The 16,975-nt window shown below is 56.9% G+C and carries 9 protein-coding genes; 6 read left to right on the top strand and 3 right to left on the bottom strand.

The features are described from left to right. The first annotated feature begins 141 nt into the window (after positions 1–141). Together K1Y02_01835 and K1Y02_01830 are read left to right on the top strand one after the other, a co-directional pair. On the top strand, positions 142–4,404 hold the full coding sequence (locus K1Y02_01835) for an amino acid adenylation domain-containing protein (GenBank protein ID MBX7255073.1): 4,263 nt from the start codon (positions 142–144) through the stop codon (positions 4,402–4,404). A gap of 69 nt (positions 4,405–4,473) precedes the next feature. Then, positions 4,474–5,784, top strand: a complete 1,311-nt coding sequence (locus K1Y02_01830) for a hypothetical protein (protein MBX7255072.1) — start codon at positions 4,474–4,476, stop codon at positions 5,782–5,784. 19 nt (positions 5,785–5,803) lie between these two features. Here the strand turns inward: K1Y02_01830 and K1Y02_01825 are convergent, their stop codons facing one another. Then, entirely contained in the window at positions 5,804–7,405 is a 1,602-nt protein-coding gene (locus tag K1Y02_01825; GenBank protein MBX7255071.1) for an ADP-ribosylglycohydrolase family protein, read from the bottom strand. 87 nt (positions 7,406–7,492) lie between these two features. Further along, positions 7,493–8,758, bottom strand: coding sequence for a hypothetical protein (locus K1Y02_01820; GenBank protein ID MBX7255070.1), 1,266 nt, complete (start codon positions 8,756–8,758; stop codon positions 7,493–7,495). Between the two features lie 286 nt (positions 8,759–9,044). On the opposite strand from K1Y02_01820, the gene ppk1 reads away from it, so the two are divergent. The 4 genes from ppk1 (at position 9,045) to rimO (ending at position 16,033) form a co-directional block, all read left to right on the top strand. Further along, the gene (ppk1, locus tag K1Y02_01815) at positions 9,045–11,060 is read left to right on the top strand and encodes a polyphosphate kinase 1 (GenBank protein ID MBX7255069.1); all 2,016 of its coding nucleotides are present in this window, start codon (positions 9,045–9,047) and stop codon (positions 11,058–11,060) included. A gap of 366 nt (positions 11,061–11,426) precedes the next feature. Then, positions 11,427–13,631: a penicillin acylase family protein gene (locus tag K1Y02_01810; protein ID MBX7255068.1), complete on the top strand. Its 2,205-nt coding sequence runs from the start codon at positions 11,427–11,429 to the stop codon at positions 13,629–13,631. After that, complete coding sequence (locus tag K1Y02_01805; GenBank protein MBX7255067.1) at positions 13,628–14,635, top strand: phosphotransferase; 1,008 nt, start codon at positions 13,628–13,630, stop codon at positions 14,633–14,635. Before K1Y02_01810 ends, K1Y02_01805 begins: the two co-directional genes overlap by 4 nt. A 33-nt stretch (positions 14,636–14,668) precedes the next feature. Then, positions 14,669–16,033, top strand: coding sequence for a 30S ribosomal protein S12 methylthiotransferase RimO (gene rimO, locus K1Y02_01800; protein MBX7255066.1), 1,365 nt, complete (start codon positions 14,669–14,671; stop codon positions 16,031–16,033). Here rimO and folD read toward each other — a convergent pair. Beyond that, positions 16,020–16,910, bottom strand: a complete 891-nt coding sequence (gene folD, locus K1Y02_01795; protein ID MBX7255065.1) for a bifunctional methylenetetrahydrofolate dehydrogenase/methenyltetrahydrofolate cyclohydrolase FolD — start codon at positions 16,908–16,910, stop codon at positions 16,020–16,022. The two genes, rimO and folD, sit on opposite strands and share 14 nt — an antisense overlap. Positions 16,911–16,975 lie beyond the last annotated feature (65 nt).

Genomic DNA, 16,975 nt, shown 5'->3' with positions numbered 1-16,975 from the left:
ATTATGTACGGTTGGAACGGCAAACATTTCGATGTTGCATTCAGGGCAAAATAACTTCTACGGAATTTGGCACGCGGCTTTGGCTCTTCCGGAACCAGAACCGTGTTGGAGTCTCTTTGCGTGACGGGGGGGCAACAGACAATGCACGGGCGTATCGACGCGCTCGCGGCGGAAAAATACTGGGAAACTTGGTTGCCGCGTCACAAAGACACGGTATATGCGCCTACATTTAGGGGGATTCTGGGAGAAGGTAGCTTGGATATTTACGAGCGCTCGAATCTGACCCGTGCGCAGCTCGTCTTCTACCTGGGACAGAAGCTGCAACCCACTATTCCCCTCTACAACAACGCGATGGTCCTTTACATCCCGCAGGCCCTCGACCCAGCCCTGTTTGCGCGAGCCTTTCAGAAGGCGGTCGACAATACCGATGCCCTAAGAACCATCATCGAAGTCGTAGACGGCGCCCCACAGCAACGCGTGCTCGATAGCATGGTCTTCGATCTGGAGTGCGTCGACCTTACCGGCGCTTCCGACTATCGGATTGCCACTCAGGAGTGGTGTACGGAGCGCTGCCAAGTCGTTCACGACATGGGCAAGCGCTTGTTCGACTCTGTTCTCCTAAAACTGGGCGATGAACTCTACGGCTGGTACTTGAATCAGCACCACATCATCAGCGATGCGTTTTCCTTTGTCATCCTGACGGGATACATGTCTCATCTGTACGAAGCGGCGATGGCTGGGACCCTCGACAGCGTGCCGTGCCTGCCCCCGTTCAAAGACTATCTGGAATACGAGCGCTCGCACAGGGGAGACGCCTCCGACGCTTCCGAACGCGCCTACTGGCGCGAACAACTCGCGCGTAAGGTGGAGCCAATCAACCTCTACGGCAAAACGATCGTCCGGCAACTGGGCACCGTCAGCAAGGTGCGGCACAATCTCGGCATCGAACGAACCTTGCGCATCAAAGCCCTCGCCGAACAGGACCCCGTCGCTGCCAAGACACAGCACGCGGCGGTGTTCAACGTGTTTGCGGCGGCGCTTGTTGCCTACCTGCATCGCCTCAGCGGAAGCAGACGGATATCGATCGGCATGCCGTTCCACAACCGCCGCAGCGGTGCTCAGAAGATGACACCAGGCATCTTTATCGGGGTTTTGCCCCTTACGGTGGATATTGACGACGACGACACCCTTCAGTCGCTGGTTGCCAAAGTCGGCGAGCAAGCGGCCGCCTCGCTGAAGAATAGCCGGTACTACTTCCATAACCTCATGCACATGCACGCGCAGGATGTTCTGCTGAACTTCCTGGCCTTCAACATGCCCGAATTCGCCGGAACGGCATCGGAAGTGCGCTGGATTCAGTCCGGCTATGGAACGGAACCTCTGACGCTGAGCGTCTTTGAGAATCCCGTGAACGAGAGTTTCGGAATTGGCTTCGATTTCAATCGGGCCTATTTTGATGACGCCCTACAGACTCTCGCCATTCGTCACATCGACAATGTCCTGGATGCGATGATCGCGAATCCGGAATTGGCGGTCTCCCAAGTCTCGCTGGTGGGAGAAGACGAACTTCGTCGTCTCGTTGTGGAGTTCAATGATACGGCCGTCGGCCTGCCCTTGGACCGTACCGTGGTCGGTCTGTTCGAAGAAACGGCAGCCAAGCATCCCGATGCCATCGCCCTACTGTATGGCGAAGAACGGACGACGTACGCGGAGTTGAACGAGCGCGCCAATCGCCTCGCTCATTATCTCCGAACTCTTGGAGTCACTTCTGAAACGGTCGTTGGATTGTGTGTGGAGCGTTCGACCGAGATGATTGTGGGAATACTGGGCATCATGAAGGCGGGCGGCGCCTACGTGCCCATGGACCCCAGCTATCCCCACGAACGCTTGAAGTTCTTCCTCGACGACACAAAGACTCCGGTACTTGTCACCCAGAGCGGAATTCTGTCGGCCCTGCCCAAGAGCGGAGCCCGCGTGGTGTGCATCGATTCGGATTGGGCTGCAATTGCGCAATGCGATGGTCGAAATCCGGAGCCCGGCGCGTCTTCAACGAATCTTGCATACGTTATCTATACCTCGGGTTCCACGGGCCTCCCCAAGGGCGTGATGATCGAACATCGCGGCCTAACAAACATGGCTCTGAATGCACGCGACCTCGCGAAACTCAGCGTCGGCGACCGCGTGCTGCAGTTCGCTTCGATGAGTTTCGACGCGTCGGCGATGGAGATTTTCCCCACACTCTGCGCCGGAAGCACTTTGTGCCTCGCCAGCAAAGAGACGGTCACCTCGTCTCGCGAATTGCGCGGCCTGCTTCAGCAACACAATGTGAACGTGGTCTTGCTGACTCCGTCGTATCTGAAGACCTTGTCGCCGGAAGATTTGCCCGATTTGAAGACGGTTATCGTCGGCGGAGAAGCCTGTCCGCCTGCACTGGCCGCGCAATGGGCTGCCAGCCGCCGCTTCATCAACGCATACGGTCCGACGGAGACATCCGTTTACGTGACCGCGGCACAGTACGACGGCGACGGCACGGAAGCGCCCGCCATTGGCAAGCCAATTGCCAATATGCAGGTATTTGTATTGGACGACCGCATGCGGCCCGCCCCATTTGGCGTCGCCGGTGAACTCTATATCGGCGGCGTGGGATTGGCCCGCGGCTATCTGAACCGCCCTGAACTCACCGAAGATCGGTTTGTGCCCAACCCGTTCGCGCAGATCCCCGGCGAGCGCCTCTACAGAACAGGCGACATCGTACGGTACCGCATGGACGGTAACCTAGAGTTTATCGGGCGAACCGATCATCAAGTGAAGATTCGCGGGTACCGCATCGAACTCGGCGAGATCGAATCGGTCTTGCAGGATCATCCGGATGTCGCCGAAACGGTGGTCATGGCGCGCGAAGACGTTCCGCAAGACCGTCAACTGGTCGCGTACATCGTTCCGCGCGAACGCAACAAGTCGTTCAATGGCGAACTGAAATCGCAGCTTAAGAAACTGCTGCCTGAGTACATGATTCCATCCGCGTTCGTCGTGCTTGACGAACTCCCGATGACCCCCAATGGCAAGGTGGACTTAAAAGCCCTGCCGCAGCCGGAACGCGAAGACCGAAATATGCGTGGCCCGGTTGTGCTCCCGCGCGATGCGGTCGAACTGGAACTCGTGCACATTTGGGAGCAGGTATTCGATGTCCGGCCTATTGGAGTCACGGACAACTTCTTCGATCTGGGCGGTCATTCACTGTCCGCCGTGTATCTGATGGATCAGATCCTTCAGAAGTTCGACCGTCTTGTCCCTCCGACGGCTCTCTTCGAATCGCCAACAATCGAGCAGATGGCGGCCGTGCTGCGCAATCAGGCCACCGACGAACCGGTTCCCGTAATTGTGCCGATTCAACCGCGCGGTTCGAAACCACCGTTCTTCTGCGTGCATCCTGCTCCGGGCACCGTGTTCTGCTACATGGCCTTGGCCAAGCACATGGGCGAAGACCGCCCCTTCTATGGCATACAAGCGCCCAGTGTCAACGGCGCGCGCGTTGTGTTCGATTCCATCGAGGAGACGGCGCGGCACTACGTGAGCGCGGTTAGGGCAGTGCAGCCCGAAGGTCCCTACTACTTGGGCGGCCACTCTTCCGGTGGTGTCGTCGCGCTCGAACTTGCGCGTCTGCTTAAGGCTGAAGGCTGCGAAGTCGGCGCAGTTGTGCTGTTGGACAGCATTGCCCCGCTGCCCGCCCAGAAGGCAGCGCAGGTCTATTCAGCATGTCAGGCTACTGCCGACGATGCATTCTGGCTGGCGTGCGTTCTCATGCTGGTTGAATTCTTCTTCCAGACACGTTTTGACATTTCGTACTCGACGCTCAAGCGCCTGCCTGTTGACGAACAATACGAGGCCGTGTTGGATTCGTTGAAGAAGGTTGGGTTTGTGCCTCCGAATTCGGGCCCCGGAGCCATTCACGGTCTGGTGGAAAACGTCAAGATGACGAGCAACGCCGCCGTCAAATATGCCCCGCCGGTGTTCGACGGCAAAGTGGTATTCGTACACACGCGCGAGCTCTTCACTTCGATTCCGCGCGGAGCCAAGCAGCACACAATAGTCATGTTCTGGCGGGCCTTACGCCAGAATTGGCGCGCCGTTTTGGGCGGCTTGCCTTATGTTTGGGCGGATTCCTTCTCGCTGGCGCGCCGTTCAGGTCTGTTGCGTCGTCTTTTCGGAGATCCGACGCTCGGCTGGAAGCGATATTCTACGCAACCCGTCGATGTGGCCTCAGCACCGGGCAACCATATCACGATGCTTATAGATCCCAACGCCAAAGAACTTGCAATCCAGGTCCGGGCAGCGCTGGACGCTCTTTCGCCGGCTCAACCTCGAAGGGCCGTGCGCGAGCGAGAGGCCAACATTCACGCCTGAACCGCGGAATAATCGGATCCATTTACAGCCTGCCGAATCGGCATCAAGGCATATCAGTACGGACGTTTCATGAAATCTGCGTTAGCTGCCAGATCATCAGCGGTCGATAGCGATACCACTTCCGCCCGTGCCAATCCGGGCCGCCGCCTCAAGGTCATGTTTATCCCCTTGAGCTACGTGCTGGCTCACACGGTTCGCCCTATCGAAATTGCCAAAGTCCTCAGGGCGCGTGGTCACGAAGTGTTCTTCGTGGGGGTTGATGCGTCTACTCCACGTTCCAAGATGAGCCTGGTGAGGCAGGCGGATTTTCGGCACGTCGTCGCGCCGGAACCCAATCACCCGTACGTGTGGGACAGGTTTATCAAGCACGGCTGGTTCAAGACATCGATCGACCTGACCTTTGTTTCGCGTTGGGCGCCGCTTCACGAAATCATTGAGTCCCACGTCGAGATCATCCGGCGGGAGAAACCGGACATTGTCGTCGGCGACAGTTCGGTGTCTGCCAGCACCTCCGCCTACATCACCGGAATCCCCGTTGCTTGTGTGCAGGGCGCCTACTTCCTCGATCACATCAACTCGAATCCGTACTACCGCATGCACCTGCGTTCGTGGGACCGTTGGAACCTGGAGCCCATGCGGCGTAGGGTGTACAAACGCCACGGCGTCAAGCCGGTCAATGCCATGCGACTGCTATGCTCTATTCCGATTCTCTCTCCCGATCTCCCCACGCTGTATGATCCGTCGCCGCGTTGCCCGCATTACCATACGGTCGGCCCCATCCTATTCGATCATCCCGCGCCGCCCCCGGAATGGATGGATGAACTAGACGACGGTACGCCCAATATCTACGTGTCCATGGGGTCGACTGGCATTTTCGATACGTTCTTGAATCGTACCTACGAAGCGTTGGGCAAGCTTCCGTATCGATTCCTGGTCACTACGGGTGGTCAAGTCAGCAAAGACACCATGCAACAGGCCCCCGCAAACTTTCGCTTTGCCGAGTTCGCTCACGGAGGAGACATTCTCCGGCATTGCGCCGCAATGGTCTACCACGGAGGCAACGGCACGATGTACCAAGGTCTCGCCGCCGGTGTGCCCATGGTGGCCGTGCCGGCCCATCTCGAGCAAGAGCTTGTGGTTCGCCACGCGGTGCGTCATGGCTTTTGCCTGGCTGCACCCAAGCCCCGCAAAATAAGCGGATACGCCTTGGCGCAGGCGCTCAAACGAGTCGTCGAAGAACCTTCATTTCGGGAATGCGCGCAGAGATTCGGTCAACAGGTCCGCGAAACGAATGGTGCGGAACGCTCAGCCGACGCGATAGAACAGGTGGCATGGCTTGGTGCGTCCGCCGAAGCGTACTTCAAGAGCGCACGCCCCTAATTCACACGTCCTGGCTTGGCTAGGATTCAAAGGCCGCTTTCGCGATGTATGCGGCCTCAAACGACCATCCCGTCGCGCACACTTCCACGCGCACGTCAATCGTCTTGCCCGTGTAGGGCATCAAATCCACGGTGACCGTCTTCCATTCACCCTTGGTGTCGATCGGCTCTTCGATCATCGGCTGGCCGTTGACGAGGATGCGCAGCGCGAAGTTGCCGCGTTTGTCGGAGGCTGCGTCCACCACAAGCTTCGGACTGCCACTTGACGCAACCTTGTAGCTGGCTGTCATCACCGCCGGTGTCTTCTCGTCAACGGGATGCAGAACAAGTACGTTGGTGCGGCCGTATTCTCTGCCGTGTATACCCGGCTCCATGTCAGTCCCGCAGGCTACGACACGCCACGCCGGATTCCACAGACTCAACTCCGTCTGAGATATAGCCTGCGACAGCATCTCCTTCTGGTGAACCCACTGTTCCACAACGATTGGCTCAGACGGTTGTTGCAGCGGTATTTCATAAGTCTTGTCCGTAATCTGACCGCCCACGCTCTGGATTATGTTCTCCGTGATGCGCTGCGACACGGGGATGAGCGAATTAAAAGAGTAGTCCGTAAAAGCAAACTTCGTGTCGCCCATCGCAGGGATGCCACCCGTGAAGTGATCGCCGAGCGCGGCGAATCCCTTCATGCAACCCAGTACCCCCGCTGCATTGGATGGGTTGCAGTCGGCATCTTGACCGCAACGCGTCGAGACTTCGACGGTCTTCGTCATGTCGCCTTCTCCGTAGACCAATCCCATGACGATGTAGGCCGCGTTCAATTTCGCATCGATGTTGAACACATTTCCGGGACTGCAATCCACGTCGTCCTGCCACTTCTCCTCAATCTTCTTCCATGTGGCCAACCAGTCGCCGGGGTTCTCTTTGTGCCAGGCAACAACGTCAGAGATGCACCGGTGAAATTCGGAGTCTTTTGGAATGCACGCCAATCCTGCCTGGATCACTTTGTTGACGTCGTTGTCTTCGAAATATGCTGCCGTATACATGCCCGCCACGAACATGCCTCCGTACAACCCATCACCGTAGTTCATGATCCGGCCGAAGATGTCGCATAACTGGTTGGACTCGTGCGGCAACCCCGGGCAAAGAATGCCAAACAGGTCAGCCTCAATCTGAAAATCGATATCGTCCGCGTGCCGATTGTACAAAGGATGTCCCGACATTGGTGGCATGATGCCTCTGCGGATGTTCTCGCGTCCAAAGTAGTTCGCGTGCCACAAATCGTACTTGGATTCGCCAAACGCTTTCCCCGCCTGCTCGTAGGAAATCCCAAGACCATAGTCCTCGAGTGCTTTGAGAAACGTCATCTCGACATACAGATCATCTTGCCCGATCGAGCCTTCGATGCGGTCAGGCTTCCATTCCTTCATGGGGTCGGTAATGGGCTTGGCGTTGGACACGAATTCGTACGGCGCGCCATAGCATACGCCTATCATCTGGCCCGCCCATGCACCCTTGCACTTGTCCAGAAACTTCTCTTTGGAGATGGAAACCATGCCCCCTTGCGCAACGGCGGAAACGGACAACAGAAGCACGGCGGTGAAAAAGGAAATGACGGAACGCATGGCATGTTCTCCCCAATAGGCTTACAAACTCAGGAGTGATTCTACACTCTGATGGCAAGCAAACGCGATCTGTAGAGTGGACGTACCTTACGTCCAGTTTCGGGACGAGTCGGAGTCTCCCAACTCACTCTGTGAGCGGTGAAGTCTCTCCATGCCCCTACGAAATAGAAGCCATTGCCCTGCCAGACATACCGCAACAAATACCGGCGTATACACGAATGGCCACGACGTGCCAAGCCTGCTCGCGAGTTCACCGAATGCCACGGAACCCACGAATCCGCCCACACCAACCATGCCCTCATGAATGGCGGTTCGCCCGTGCCTGAATGCGGGGTTGGCAACGCTGTAATACAGACTGGCAAAGAACGAAACGGCCCCGTTTGCTCCGATAATCAGGCAGCATATGGCCATCACGAACAGGCTGTGGGAGATGCCCAGTCCCAGAAACGCCAACGCGGCCGCAATCTGCCAGACGACGAGTATTCGAAACTTGTGATGCCACGTATGCCGGTGTCCCATGTCCAACGTCGTTATGACGCGCGAAGCGTACAGCATCAGGATCAACCACGACGTCTGAGTGGCCGGTCCCAGGTTAAGGCGTTCCCAAGACATGCTCCCGAAAAGTACAACAAGATCGTGGTTAGCGGCCAGCTCGTGAACACGCTTCGGAAAGACCGACCGCATCACGCCCACCATCGCCCAGCCTACAAAGCTGGCCAGCCACGTGCAATGAAGGTGGGCCTCGCTAATCGCGGTGTGCTCGGCGCGCGAGCTTAAGTCCTCCGGCGTGGCAGCGCCGAAGTAAGACAGCTCATGCGGCAAGGACATCACCAGAGCGAACGAAAGCAGTGCCGACACAAACACGAGCACAAACGGCAAGGAGTAGTGCATATCGTACAGAGGACCGGCCAGTAACGGGGAAGTGGCAAGACCCAGGCTCCACGAAATGTTGTAGTGCGCAATGCGGCGTGAGCGTAAGCGAAGATCCGGCACTGAACCGATCCAGGACTGAAGGGCCGGCCAGAACAAGGCCATGCACGTGACGCCTGCAATCGTCATGGCCGCGATGATGATCGGATTCCGGAAAAGTATCGCAGCCGGGAAAATGAGGGCATATCCCAAGCTTCCTATTTGTGCCCAGATCAATCCGTTTCGCGCACGGCCGACAAAAGTCGACGAGAGGATGCATACGGCCCCGTAACACGCGGATTGAATCGCCGATATCCATCCTGACATGCGGGCATCGCCCCCAAGGTGGTCAAAGATGAAGAACGGAAACGCCGTAAATCCGGACGATACGGCAAAGTCGAGCAGGAAGGCTGCCAGATAACAACGATGATGCGCTTTCAACATAACCGGAGGAGTTTACGGCGTGCGCCTTCGAACGTCAACCGGCCGGCAATTACTTGCCGAGAACAGCGCTTGCACCCACGCGCTCAGAATCGGATCAGCCCTGCGCGCAGCCCCGAATCAGGCACATTTCCGCCAAGATGACCCGTATCCTCCCTATTTGTTATAGTGACTTCTTGCTGCACGCAGAGCAAGTATGCATTCCATGAAAGCACGGCGAACCTTGATGACGACGGTCCTTTATTGGGGAGAAACCGAGCTGGCGTAAGCCAGATCCCGGAACACGTCCATGAAAGCGCAAGAGCAATTCATTAAGAACCTCTTTCAGATTCGCGAGATCTCCACGCTCTCCTTCAACGAACGCGTATTGCAGGAGGCCGAAGACGCTCGGAACCCGCTCATGGAGCGGCTTAAGTTCCTGGGTATCTTCTCCTCCAACATGGACGAGTTCTTCAAGGTGCGAGTCGCAAGTATTCAGCGCCGAATCGAACTCGGCGAGAAGACCATGATGGCCCTTCTTGAAAGCATCGCGGACAAGTCGCGCGAGCTTGACGAACGATCCCGCGCTGCCTACGCCGAAATCACGAAAGCCCTGGCGGCCGAAGGCGTGCGAATCCTCACCGAGAAAGACATAGCAAAGAGTACAGACGGTATCGCCAAGTGGCTTCAGGAATTTTTCCGGGAACACGTACTGCCCAGCCTTGTGCCAATCATTATTCGCGACGGTCAGCCATTCCCCCAGTTGAATGACGGGGCGCTGTACTTTGCCGTCAAAATGTGGGCAAAGAAGCCTATCTACGCCATCCTTGAGATTCCGTCCGACTTGCCGCGTTTCGTCGAACTCCCCAACGGCAACATCATGTATATCGATGACGTGATTCGTCATCAATTGAATGAAGTCTTCTATATCTTTGAATACGAACGAATCGAAGCGTTTGAATTCAAAATCTCGCGAGACGCGCAGCTAGACATTGACAACGACTTCAGCGAAGGCTATGCGCGCAAGATGGAGCGCGTTCTTCAACAACGAAAAGGCGGCCGCCCGACACGGCTCGTCTATGACGAGGAAATCCCACCGGGATTGCTGAAACTGCTGCGCCAGGAACTTCGCATTACAGTGGACGACGCCCTAATTGGCGGCGGACGTTACCACAATATGCGAGACCTCATGCAGTTCCCCAATCACCGTCCCGAGATGTCGTTTAAGAAGCTCACGCCCGTTCCGCATCCCGTGCTGGACCGCGTACGTCAGCCAATGCTTGAAACCATCAAGAGCCGTGACCTGCTGGTTACGTACCCGTATCAATCGTTCGACCATCTAATTCGTCTATTGCGCGAGGCGGCCATCGACCCCAAAGTCGACGAAATCAAAATGTGCATTTACCGCGCCGCTCGAAACTCCCACATCGTCAATGCGCTCATAAACGCGGCCCGAAACGGTAAGAAAGTATTCGTATCGATCGAGCTTCAAGCGCGGTTCGACGAAAAGAACAACCTTCGAATCGCCGAACAACTCACCGAAGTGGGCGCGCGAATCACGTTCGGCATGCCCCCCATGAAGGTCCATAGCAAGTTGTTGCTCATCAAGCGCAACAACGTCCTTTACGCCGGGCTTTCCACCGGCAACTTCAACGAGGTGACAGGGAAGCTCTACGTCGATAGCCTGCTGCTCACGGTTGACAAGCGGCTTGCCGCCGAAGTTGACGAAGTCTTCGAAGTCTTCGATGGCGCTTCCAAGATGCGCACCATGCCCATGCCCAAGCTCAAGCATCTCATGATCTCGCCGTTCAATTCGCGCAAGATGTTCCTGAAATTACTGGCCCGCGAGAAAGCCAAAGGCGAAGACGGTTATGTCTTTCTCAAGGTCAATCACCTCACCGACAGCAAGATCCTGAAGAAAATGGGCAAAGCGGCCGATGCCGGCGTCAAGATGGACCTCATTGTTCGCACGACCTATGCCGTCCTGCCCCATAAGAATATCCGGGCCATTTCCATTGTGGACCGATTCCTCGAACACCAGCGGTGCTACATCTTCGGCAAAGGCAAGGACCGCCTTGTATACCTCAGTTCTGCTGACTTGATGGAACGCAACCTTGACTGGCGAGTCGAAGCGGCATTCCCGGTATACGATCCGGAATTGCAGCAACAGGTTGTGGATGTCATGGGACTCCAAGTCGCGGACAAGTATAAGGCGCGTGTATTGGACGAGTTTCAGTCGAACCAATACGTGCGCGATGGGTCCAGCACACACGGGTCGCAGATCGAGACCTATCGGTACTTGAAAAAACTCTCCGCGCAGCAATAGTCCGCAATTTGCACTGGCGCGATTGAGCGCCGACGCAAAATGCTCACGTGCAAGACGTTGAGGTTATGCCTTGAGGATTTCTCGCGAACACACTCCGTTTTTGGAGAACCGATTTGTATTTCGCCGCAAGTCTCGCAAACACATTGGTTACGAGAGAGGTTCAAGTATGTTCGTGAAAAATCCGGGGTAGGTGGTCGTTCCACACGCGGTTGACGAGCCCTGACCATTGTGACACACTGGCCTGCGTGTGCCCGGCGAGTTTATGTGGCCAGCGATGACGCGATGGCCATGTGATGCGCGTCACCGTTGGCATTCGGGGTATGGCTTAGGACGCACGGTAAGATCATGCAATTTTGGAGATTCCTCATGAGACTCAAGGTATCGCTCGGATTATGCGCATTTCTTGTGGTGCTGGGATGGCAAGGCTGTGGAAAACCTTCTTCAGAGACACCACCCCCTTCCCAGCCCAGCGCGCCGGTAGCACCGCCAGCGGCTGAGCCCGTTCCTGCTCCAGCACCTGAAGCGCCGAAACCCTCCGCGAAAACCGTCACCATTTACCGCGACACCTGGGGCGTTCCCCATATCTATGCCGATTCCGACGAAGCCGCCGCCTACGGACTCGGTTATGCGCAAGCAGAGGATCGCCTCGCGGATATGTACGCAAACATCCGCATCGCATGCGGCAGTGCCGCGAAGTACTTCGGTAAAGACGCCAAAATGGGCGACCAAGCGATGCAGCTTGTCGATAATGCTGGAATATGCCAGAACTACTGGGATGACGCCCCGTCTGAGCTTACCGCACTGGGCGAAAGCTTCATGGCTGGAGTCAAGGCGTATATCGCGGAAAATCCCGCCCCTGCCCCCGATTGGGCAATTGAGCTGGAAGGATGGCAGTGTGCCGCCGTCGGGCGCGCCATGATCCTGCGGTGGCCAATTGGCAATGTGTTCGGCGACCTCGAGCACAAGAAGAAGAGAACAGGCGCGTCAAACGAATGGTCGGTTTCGCCATCGCGAAGCGCAGATGGAAGCGCGATACTCCTCACCGATCCTCACGTCTCGTGGGAAGGGCTTTCTGTTTTCTACGAGGCGCGCGTACACGGCGCAAAGCTACACATGAACGGGTTCTTCCTCGTCGGTTCCCCGATTATGGCATTTGGCCATACCGAGAGCGTCGGTTGGGCTCCCACAACGGGCGGCCCAGATACAGGCGACGTCTATGAGATCAAAGTCGACCTGTCGAATATGGCAAGCCCAAAATACGAGCTCAACGGGGAATGGCACCCCGCAAAGCTTCGTATGCTGAACATCGAGGTCAAGGGTGAAGCGGCAATACAACAGCCCACGACGGATACGGAATTGGGGCCCGTTATGGATCTCGACGCCGAGGCAGGGATTGCCTATGTGGCGGCATCGCCGTACTTCAAGGAAACAGGAGTCTTCGAGCAATCCTACAAGATGTGTCTCGCGAAGAATTGCGACGAGTTCTATGAAGCGGCTGGCATGCTACAGCTCATGGACCAGAACCTGATGTTTGCCGACAGAGAAGGGAACATTCAGTACGTGCGCAACGGCCGCACGCCGATTCGGCCTTCCGGCTTCGATTGGAACGCCCCGGTGCCTGCCTCCGAAGCCTCCATGTGGAAAGGGATTCATCCTATTGCAGACCTGGTGCAAATCAAGAATCCCACGCAAGGCTACATGCAGAACTGCAACATAAGCCCCGCAAATATGATGAAGGGCAGCACGATGACGCCGGAAAAGTATCCGGATTACATCTATAACGTCACGTGGGATACGCAAAATCGGCGCAGCGAACGAATCACTGCTCTGCTGGACTCCGACGACTCGGTGACAAAAGACGAGGCCATGGAATATGCCCTAAACGTGTACGACGTTCTCGCCAAACCGTGGCAGGCTGCCTTGAAAACCGCCTCCGAAAAAGCCGGCTGGACGCGCATGAGTGACCAGAGCTTTGCAGACGCTGTCAAGGCTATCTTGGATTGGGACGGCCAGTTTGAACCTGATCGAACTGCAACCGTGCTCTACAAGACCTGGCGCATGAAGTGCAACAACAAAATCGATACCGCCGCGATCGCTGACGGCAAACCCTTGTCGGGCACCGACCAGGAGACGATGCTCGCGATACTGGCCGAATCCATCAACGAGGTGCAGAACGCATACGGCTCGGTGCTCGTCCCCTGGGGCGATGTCTATCGCATTGGACGAGGCGGCAAGTTCTATCCCGCTCCCGGAGCCGACTTCGGCGGATCGACCAGCGGCTCCAATATGACCGAGACCCTGTTCGACGTGCGCAGTTCCGCGGATAAAGACAACCCCGGCAAATTCATCGCCGACGACGGTTCTTGCGCCACCATGCTCATGTTCATGCACAAAGACGGCATCGAGTCGTATACGGTGATCCCATGGGGCCAAAGCGCGAATCCAGATTCGCCACACTACATGGACCAGGGAGAACAACTGTATTCGAAGCGCAAGATGAAGCCGACTTGGTTCACGAAAGATGAAATGATGGCCAACAAGGTATCGGAGAAGGTCCTGACGATTCCGTGACTACCAAGCTCGACTCGCTGGACATCATCGCGCAGGTAATACGCGATCACTACGACTTGGGACGCGTTGACCGGCCCCAACCGCTGGAAGGCGCGCACCAACGCCGGCACCAAAAGCTGTTGGTGAATACCGCGGTCGGGCAGTTCCTGGCCAAGACGTATAAACGGGATCCCTATGTGCTCGACGCGTTGCGCTTCCAGCACCGGCTCTCGGAGCATCTGCTGAAAAACGGCATTCCCGTCGCCCGTGTGCAGCCCACGAACAAAGGGGTGCGTATCGTTGAGTTGAATACATGGGCGCTGGAACTGCAGCAATTCGTCGAAGGCGAACCGATGCAGGTGTCCAGCGACACGCTCGCGATTTCGGCCCAGGCCCTAGGGCGTTTCCATGAATGCTGCCGTGATTTCCCGCGTCCCGAGCGCGACGCGCAGATGTGGCGTTTCAGCGAAGTGCCTCGCGCGGCGTTCGCAAAGTTGTACGACATGGCAAAGATGGAAGGCGGCAATCAAGATCTCTTGAATGAGCAATGCAATCGAATTGCCCTCTTCCTTCGCGATGCGGGTGAAGCGCTCAGCCTTGAAAAGCGAAGCCGGTTTGAAACGGGCCTCATTCACGGCGATTGGCACAGCGGCAATCTCATCTACAAGAACGACCGGTTGGTGGCCGTGGTCGATCTGGAGTTCGCCGGCGACGGGTGCTACCTTGAGGACTTGTCTTATGCCATCTCCAACCTATGCATCCGCACAACCATGAAGCCCGACCGTCTGGCCAAGCGCACGGACATCTTGTTGGATCAATATCAACGATTCCGTACACTATCCTTTTACGAAGAGGCTGCCCTGTACTACGCCGTGGGCGTAAAACACATTGCGACCGTTTCCTACCAGATTCAGGCCCAAGGAAACATCGTCGCGGGGTTCTCAGCCGCCGCATGGATGGATCGCCTGGCGCTCCAATGCGGCTGGCTCGCGGAACGCGCCCACAAAGTCCGTTGGGGCAAATAGAGACCCTTACTGCAAGGAAATAGTGCCGACCTCATGAGCATGCGCGTTGGATTGATTACCCTCGGTTGCGACAAAAACACCGTCGACAACGAATATCTCGCGGGACAACTCGAGTCTGCGGGATGCGATGTGGTCGCCGTTGGTGACGACAACGCGTCCGGCTTGGATGCCGTGATCATCACGACGTGCGGGTTTATCGGCGATGCCAAGCAACAGTCCGTCGATACGATCGTCGAATGGACAGAACGCAAAGCCGAAACTGACGGACCCAAACGAGTGTACGTAGCCGGATGCCTGGCACAACGCTATGCCGACGAACTGATGAAGGAAATCCCGGAGATTGATGGCATCGTGGGTGTCGGCCAATTCCAGCGGTTGACACATATGATTCTCGAAACCGGGTCGCCGAAAGTTGGCGTCGAACACGTGCCCTCGGTGGCCATCTACCCCTTCATGCAGCGTCGTCGGCTCGATACAAAGCCATACACCTTCCTCAAGATTTCCGACGGCTGCAACCACGCATGCACCTTCTGTTCGATTCCGCTCATGAAGGGAAAGCACCGGTCCGTCCAGCCGCAGATTCTCCAGGAAGAGGTTCGCTCGCTCGTTTCCCAAGGCGTGCGCGAGTTCAATCTCGTCGCGCAAGATTTGGCAGACTATGGACGCGATCTCGGCAAGGACTATCGCCTCCCCGAATTGCTCCGAGACCTATGCGCCGTCGACGGCGACTTCTGGCTGCGGTGCCTCTACGTCTACCCGGGCGGCGTGACCGACGCGTTCCTGGACGTGATGACTTCCGAAAAGAAGATTGTCCCCTACCTGGACATGCCGCTGCAGCATCTTGATCCAAGCACACTTAAACGGATGAAGCGCCCATACCGCGAGGCCAACACAGCGGAACTTGTGCGCCGCCTGCGCGACGCTGTTCCCGGGCTTGCATTGCGCACTACGATGATTGTCGGTTTCCCGGGAGAGTCAGATATCGCCCACCGGCACATGCTCGACGACTTGGCTGCATTACGCTTCAACTGGCTGGGATCGTTTCAGTATTCGTTGGAAGACGATACGCCGGCCGGGCAGGCCGAAGACCAAATCGAAGACCGCATCAAAGAACAACGATGGCGCGCCGTGATGGAGCTTCAAGCCGAGATTACCGAATCGTATAACCGCGCTCGTGTCGGAACCCGCACGCGTATCCTCATCGAAGACTACGACGAAGGTGAAGGCTGTTACGTCGGGCGCTCCGCAACCGAAGCCCCCGAAGTTGACGGCTGTGTCTACGTGCAAAGTGAAGCGCCGCTCGCCGTCGGACAGTTTGTGGCCGTCGAAATAGTCGATTCGGATGTCTACGACGTGACGGGCCGCGTGACCCAAAGCGTCACGGCTATTTCTTCTTAAGCCGTATAGCCGCGTCCACCGTATTCCGAAGCAGCATGGCTACGGTCATCGGACCCACACCGCCCGGGACTGGCGTGATGGCCTTGGCAACCTTGCTCACCGATGCGAAATGCACGTCCCCCGCGAGCCGATAGCCAGATTTCTTGGTCGCGTCTTCCACGCGAGATATGCCGACATCCAACACGACTGCACCCGGCTTGACCATGCGCGCCTTGACAAACTCCGGGCTCCCCAATGCCGCCACGAGGATGTCCGCCTGTCTTGTGTACGAAGTGAGATTCCGAGTCCGCGAATGGCACACCGTTACCGTGGCGTTCGCCCATTTGGCCTTCTGCATCAAAATGGCCGCAAGCGGTTTCCCTACGATATTCGAGCGCCCGACGATAACGACATGCTTTCCGGCCGGGTCATAGCCATACCGTTCGAGCAGCACTTGGCAACCGTGCGGCGTGCATGGCAGATACCCAGGCTCACCAATGAGCATCTTCCCAACATTAACCGGATGAAAACCGTCCGCATCCTTGTCCGGCGAAATCGCGTTAACGACCTTGCCTTCGTCAATGTGCTTGGGTAGCGGGCTCTGCACGATGATGCCGGTTACTCGCGGATCGACGTTCAGTTTCTCGATCAAGCCCAGCAGTTTGCGTTCCGTGACGGCCGATGGCAGGAAATGCGGGAAGAAGGCGATACCGGTTTCCTCGGATCCGCGCTGCTTGTTGCGCACATACGACTGCATCGCCGGGTCGTCTCCAACAAGCACGACGGCCAGGCCCGGGCGAATTCCTTTCTTCGCGAGTTGCGCCACTTCCTCCTTGATTTCCGCCCGAATCTCGGCAGCTACTTTGTTCCCGTCAATGATGCGTGCTGTCTTGGCCATTGCGCCCGATTTCCCCTATGCCTTTTCCATTCTTACGACAACAAATGCGGATGCAGAGTGTAGCA

The sequence above is a fragment of the Candidatus Hydrogenedentota bacterium genome (assembly GCA_019695095.1).
GTDB lineage: Bacteria > Hydrogenedentota > Hydrogenedentia > Hydrogenedentales > SLHB01 > JAIBAQ01.
The sequence above is the reverse complement of the archived record's forward strand: the minus strand, read 5'-3'. Positions and strand labels throughout refer to the sequence as shown.

What these genes read in the sequence shown, in the direction of transcription:
- rimO (MBX7255066.1), top strand. Translation starts at nt 14,669, where the DNA reads ATGAGCATGCGCGTTGGATTGATTACCCTCGGTTGCGACAAAAACACC.
- K1Y02_01825 (MBX7255071.1), bottom strand. Translation starts at nt 7,405, where the DNA reads ATGCGTTCCGTCATTTCCTTTTTCACCGCCGTGCTTCTGTTGTCCGTT.
- K1Y02_01830 (MBX7255072.1), top strand. Translation starts at nt 4,474, where the DNA reads ATGAAATCTGCGTTAGCTGCCAGATCATCAGCGGTCGATAGCGATACC.
- ppk1 (MBX7255069.1), top strand. Translation starts at nt 9,045, where the DNA reads ATGAAAGCGCAAGAGCAATTCATTAAGAACCTCTTTCAGATTCGCGAG.
- K1Y02_01835 (MBX7255073.1), top strand. Translation starts at nt 142, where the DNA reads ATGCACGGGCGTATCGACGCGCTCGCGGCGGAAAAATACTGGGAAACT.
- K1Y02_01810 (MBX7255068.1), top strand. Translation starts at nt 11,427, where the DNA reads ATGAGACTCAAGGTATCGCTCGGATTATGCGCATTTCTTGTGGTGCTG.
- K1Y02_01820 (MBX7255070.1), bottom strand. Translation starts at nt 8,758, where the DNA reads ATGTTGAAAGCGCATCATCGTTGTTATCTGGCAGCCTTCCTGCTCGAC.
- folD (MBX7255065.1), bottom strand. Translation starts at nt 16,910, where the DNA reads ATGGCCAAGACAGCACGCATCATTGACGGGAACAAAGTAGCTGCCGAG.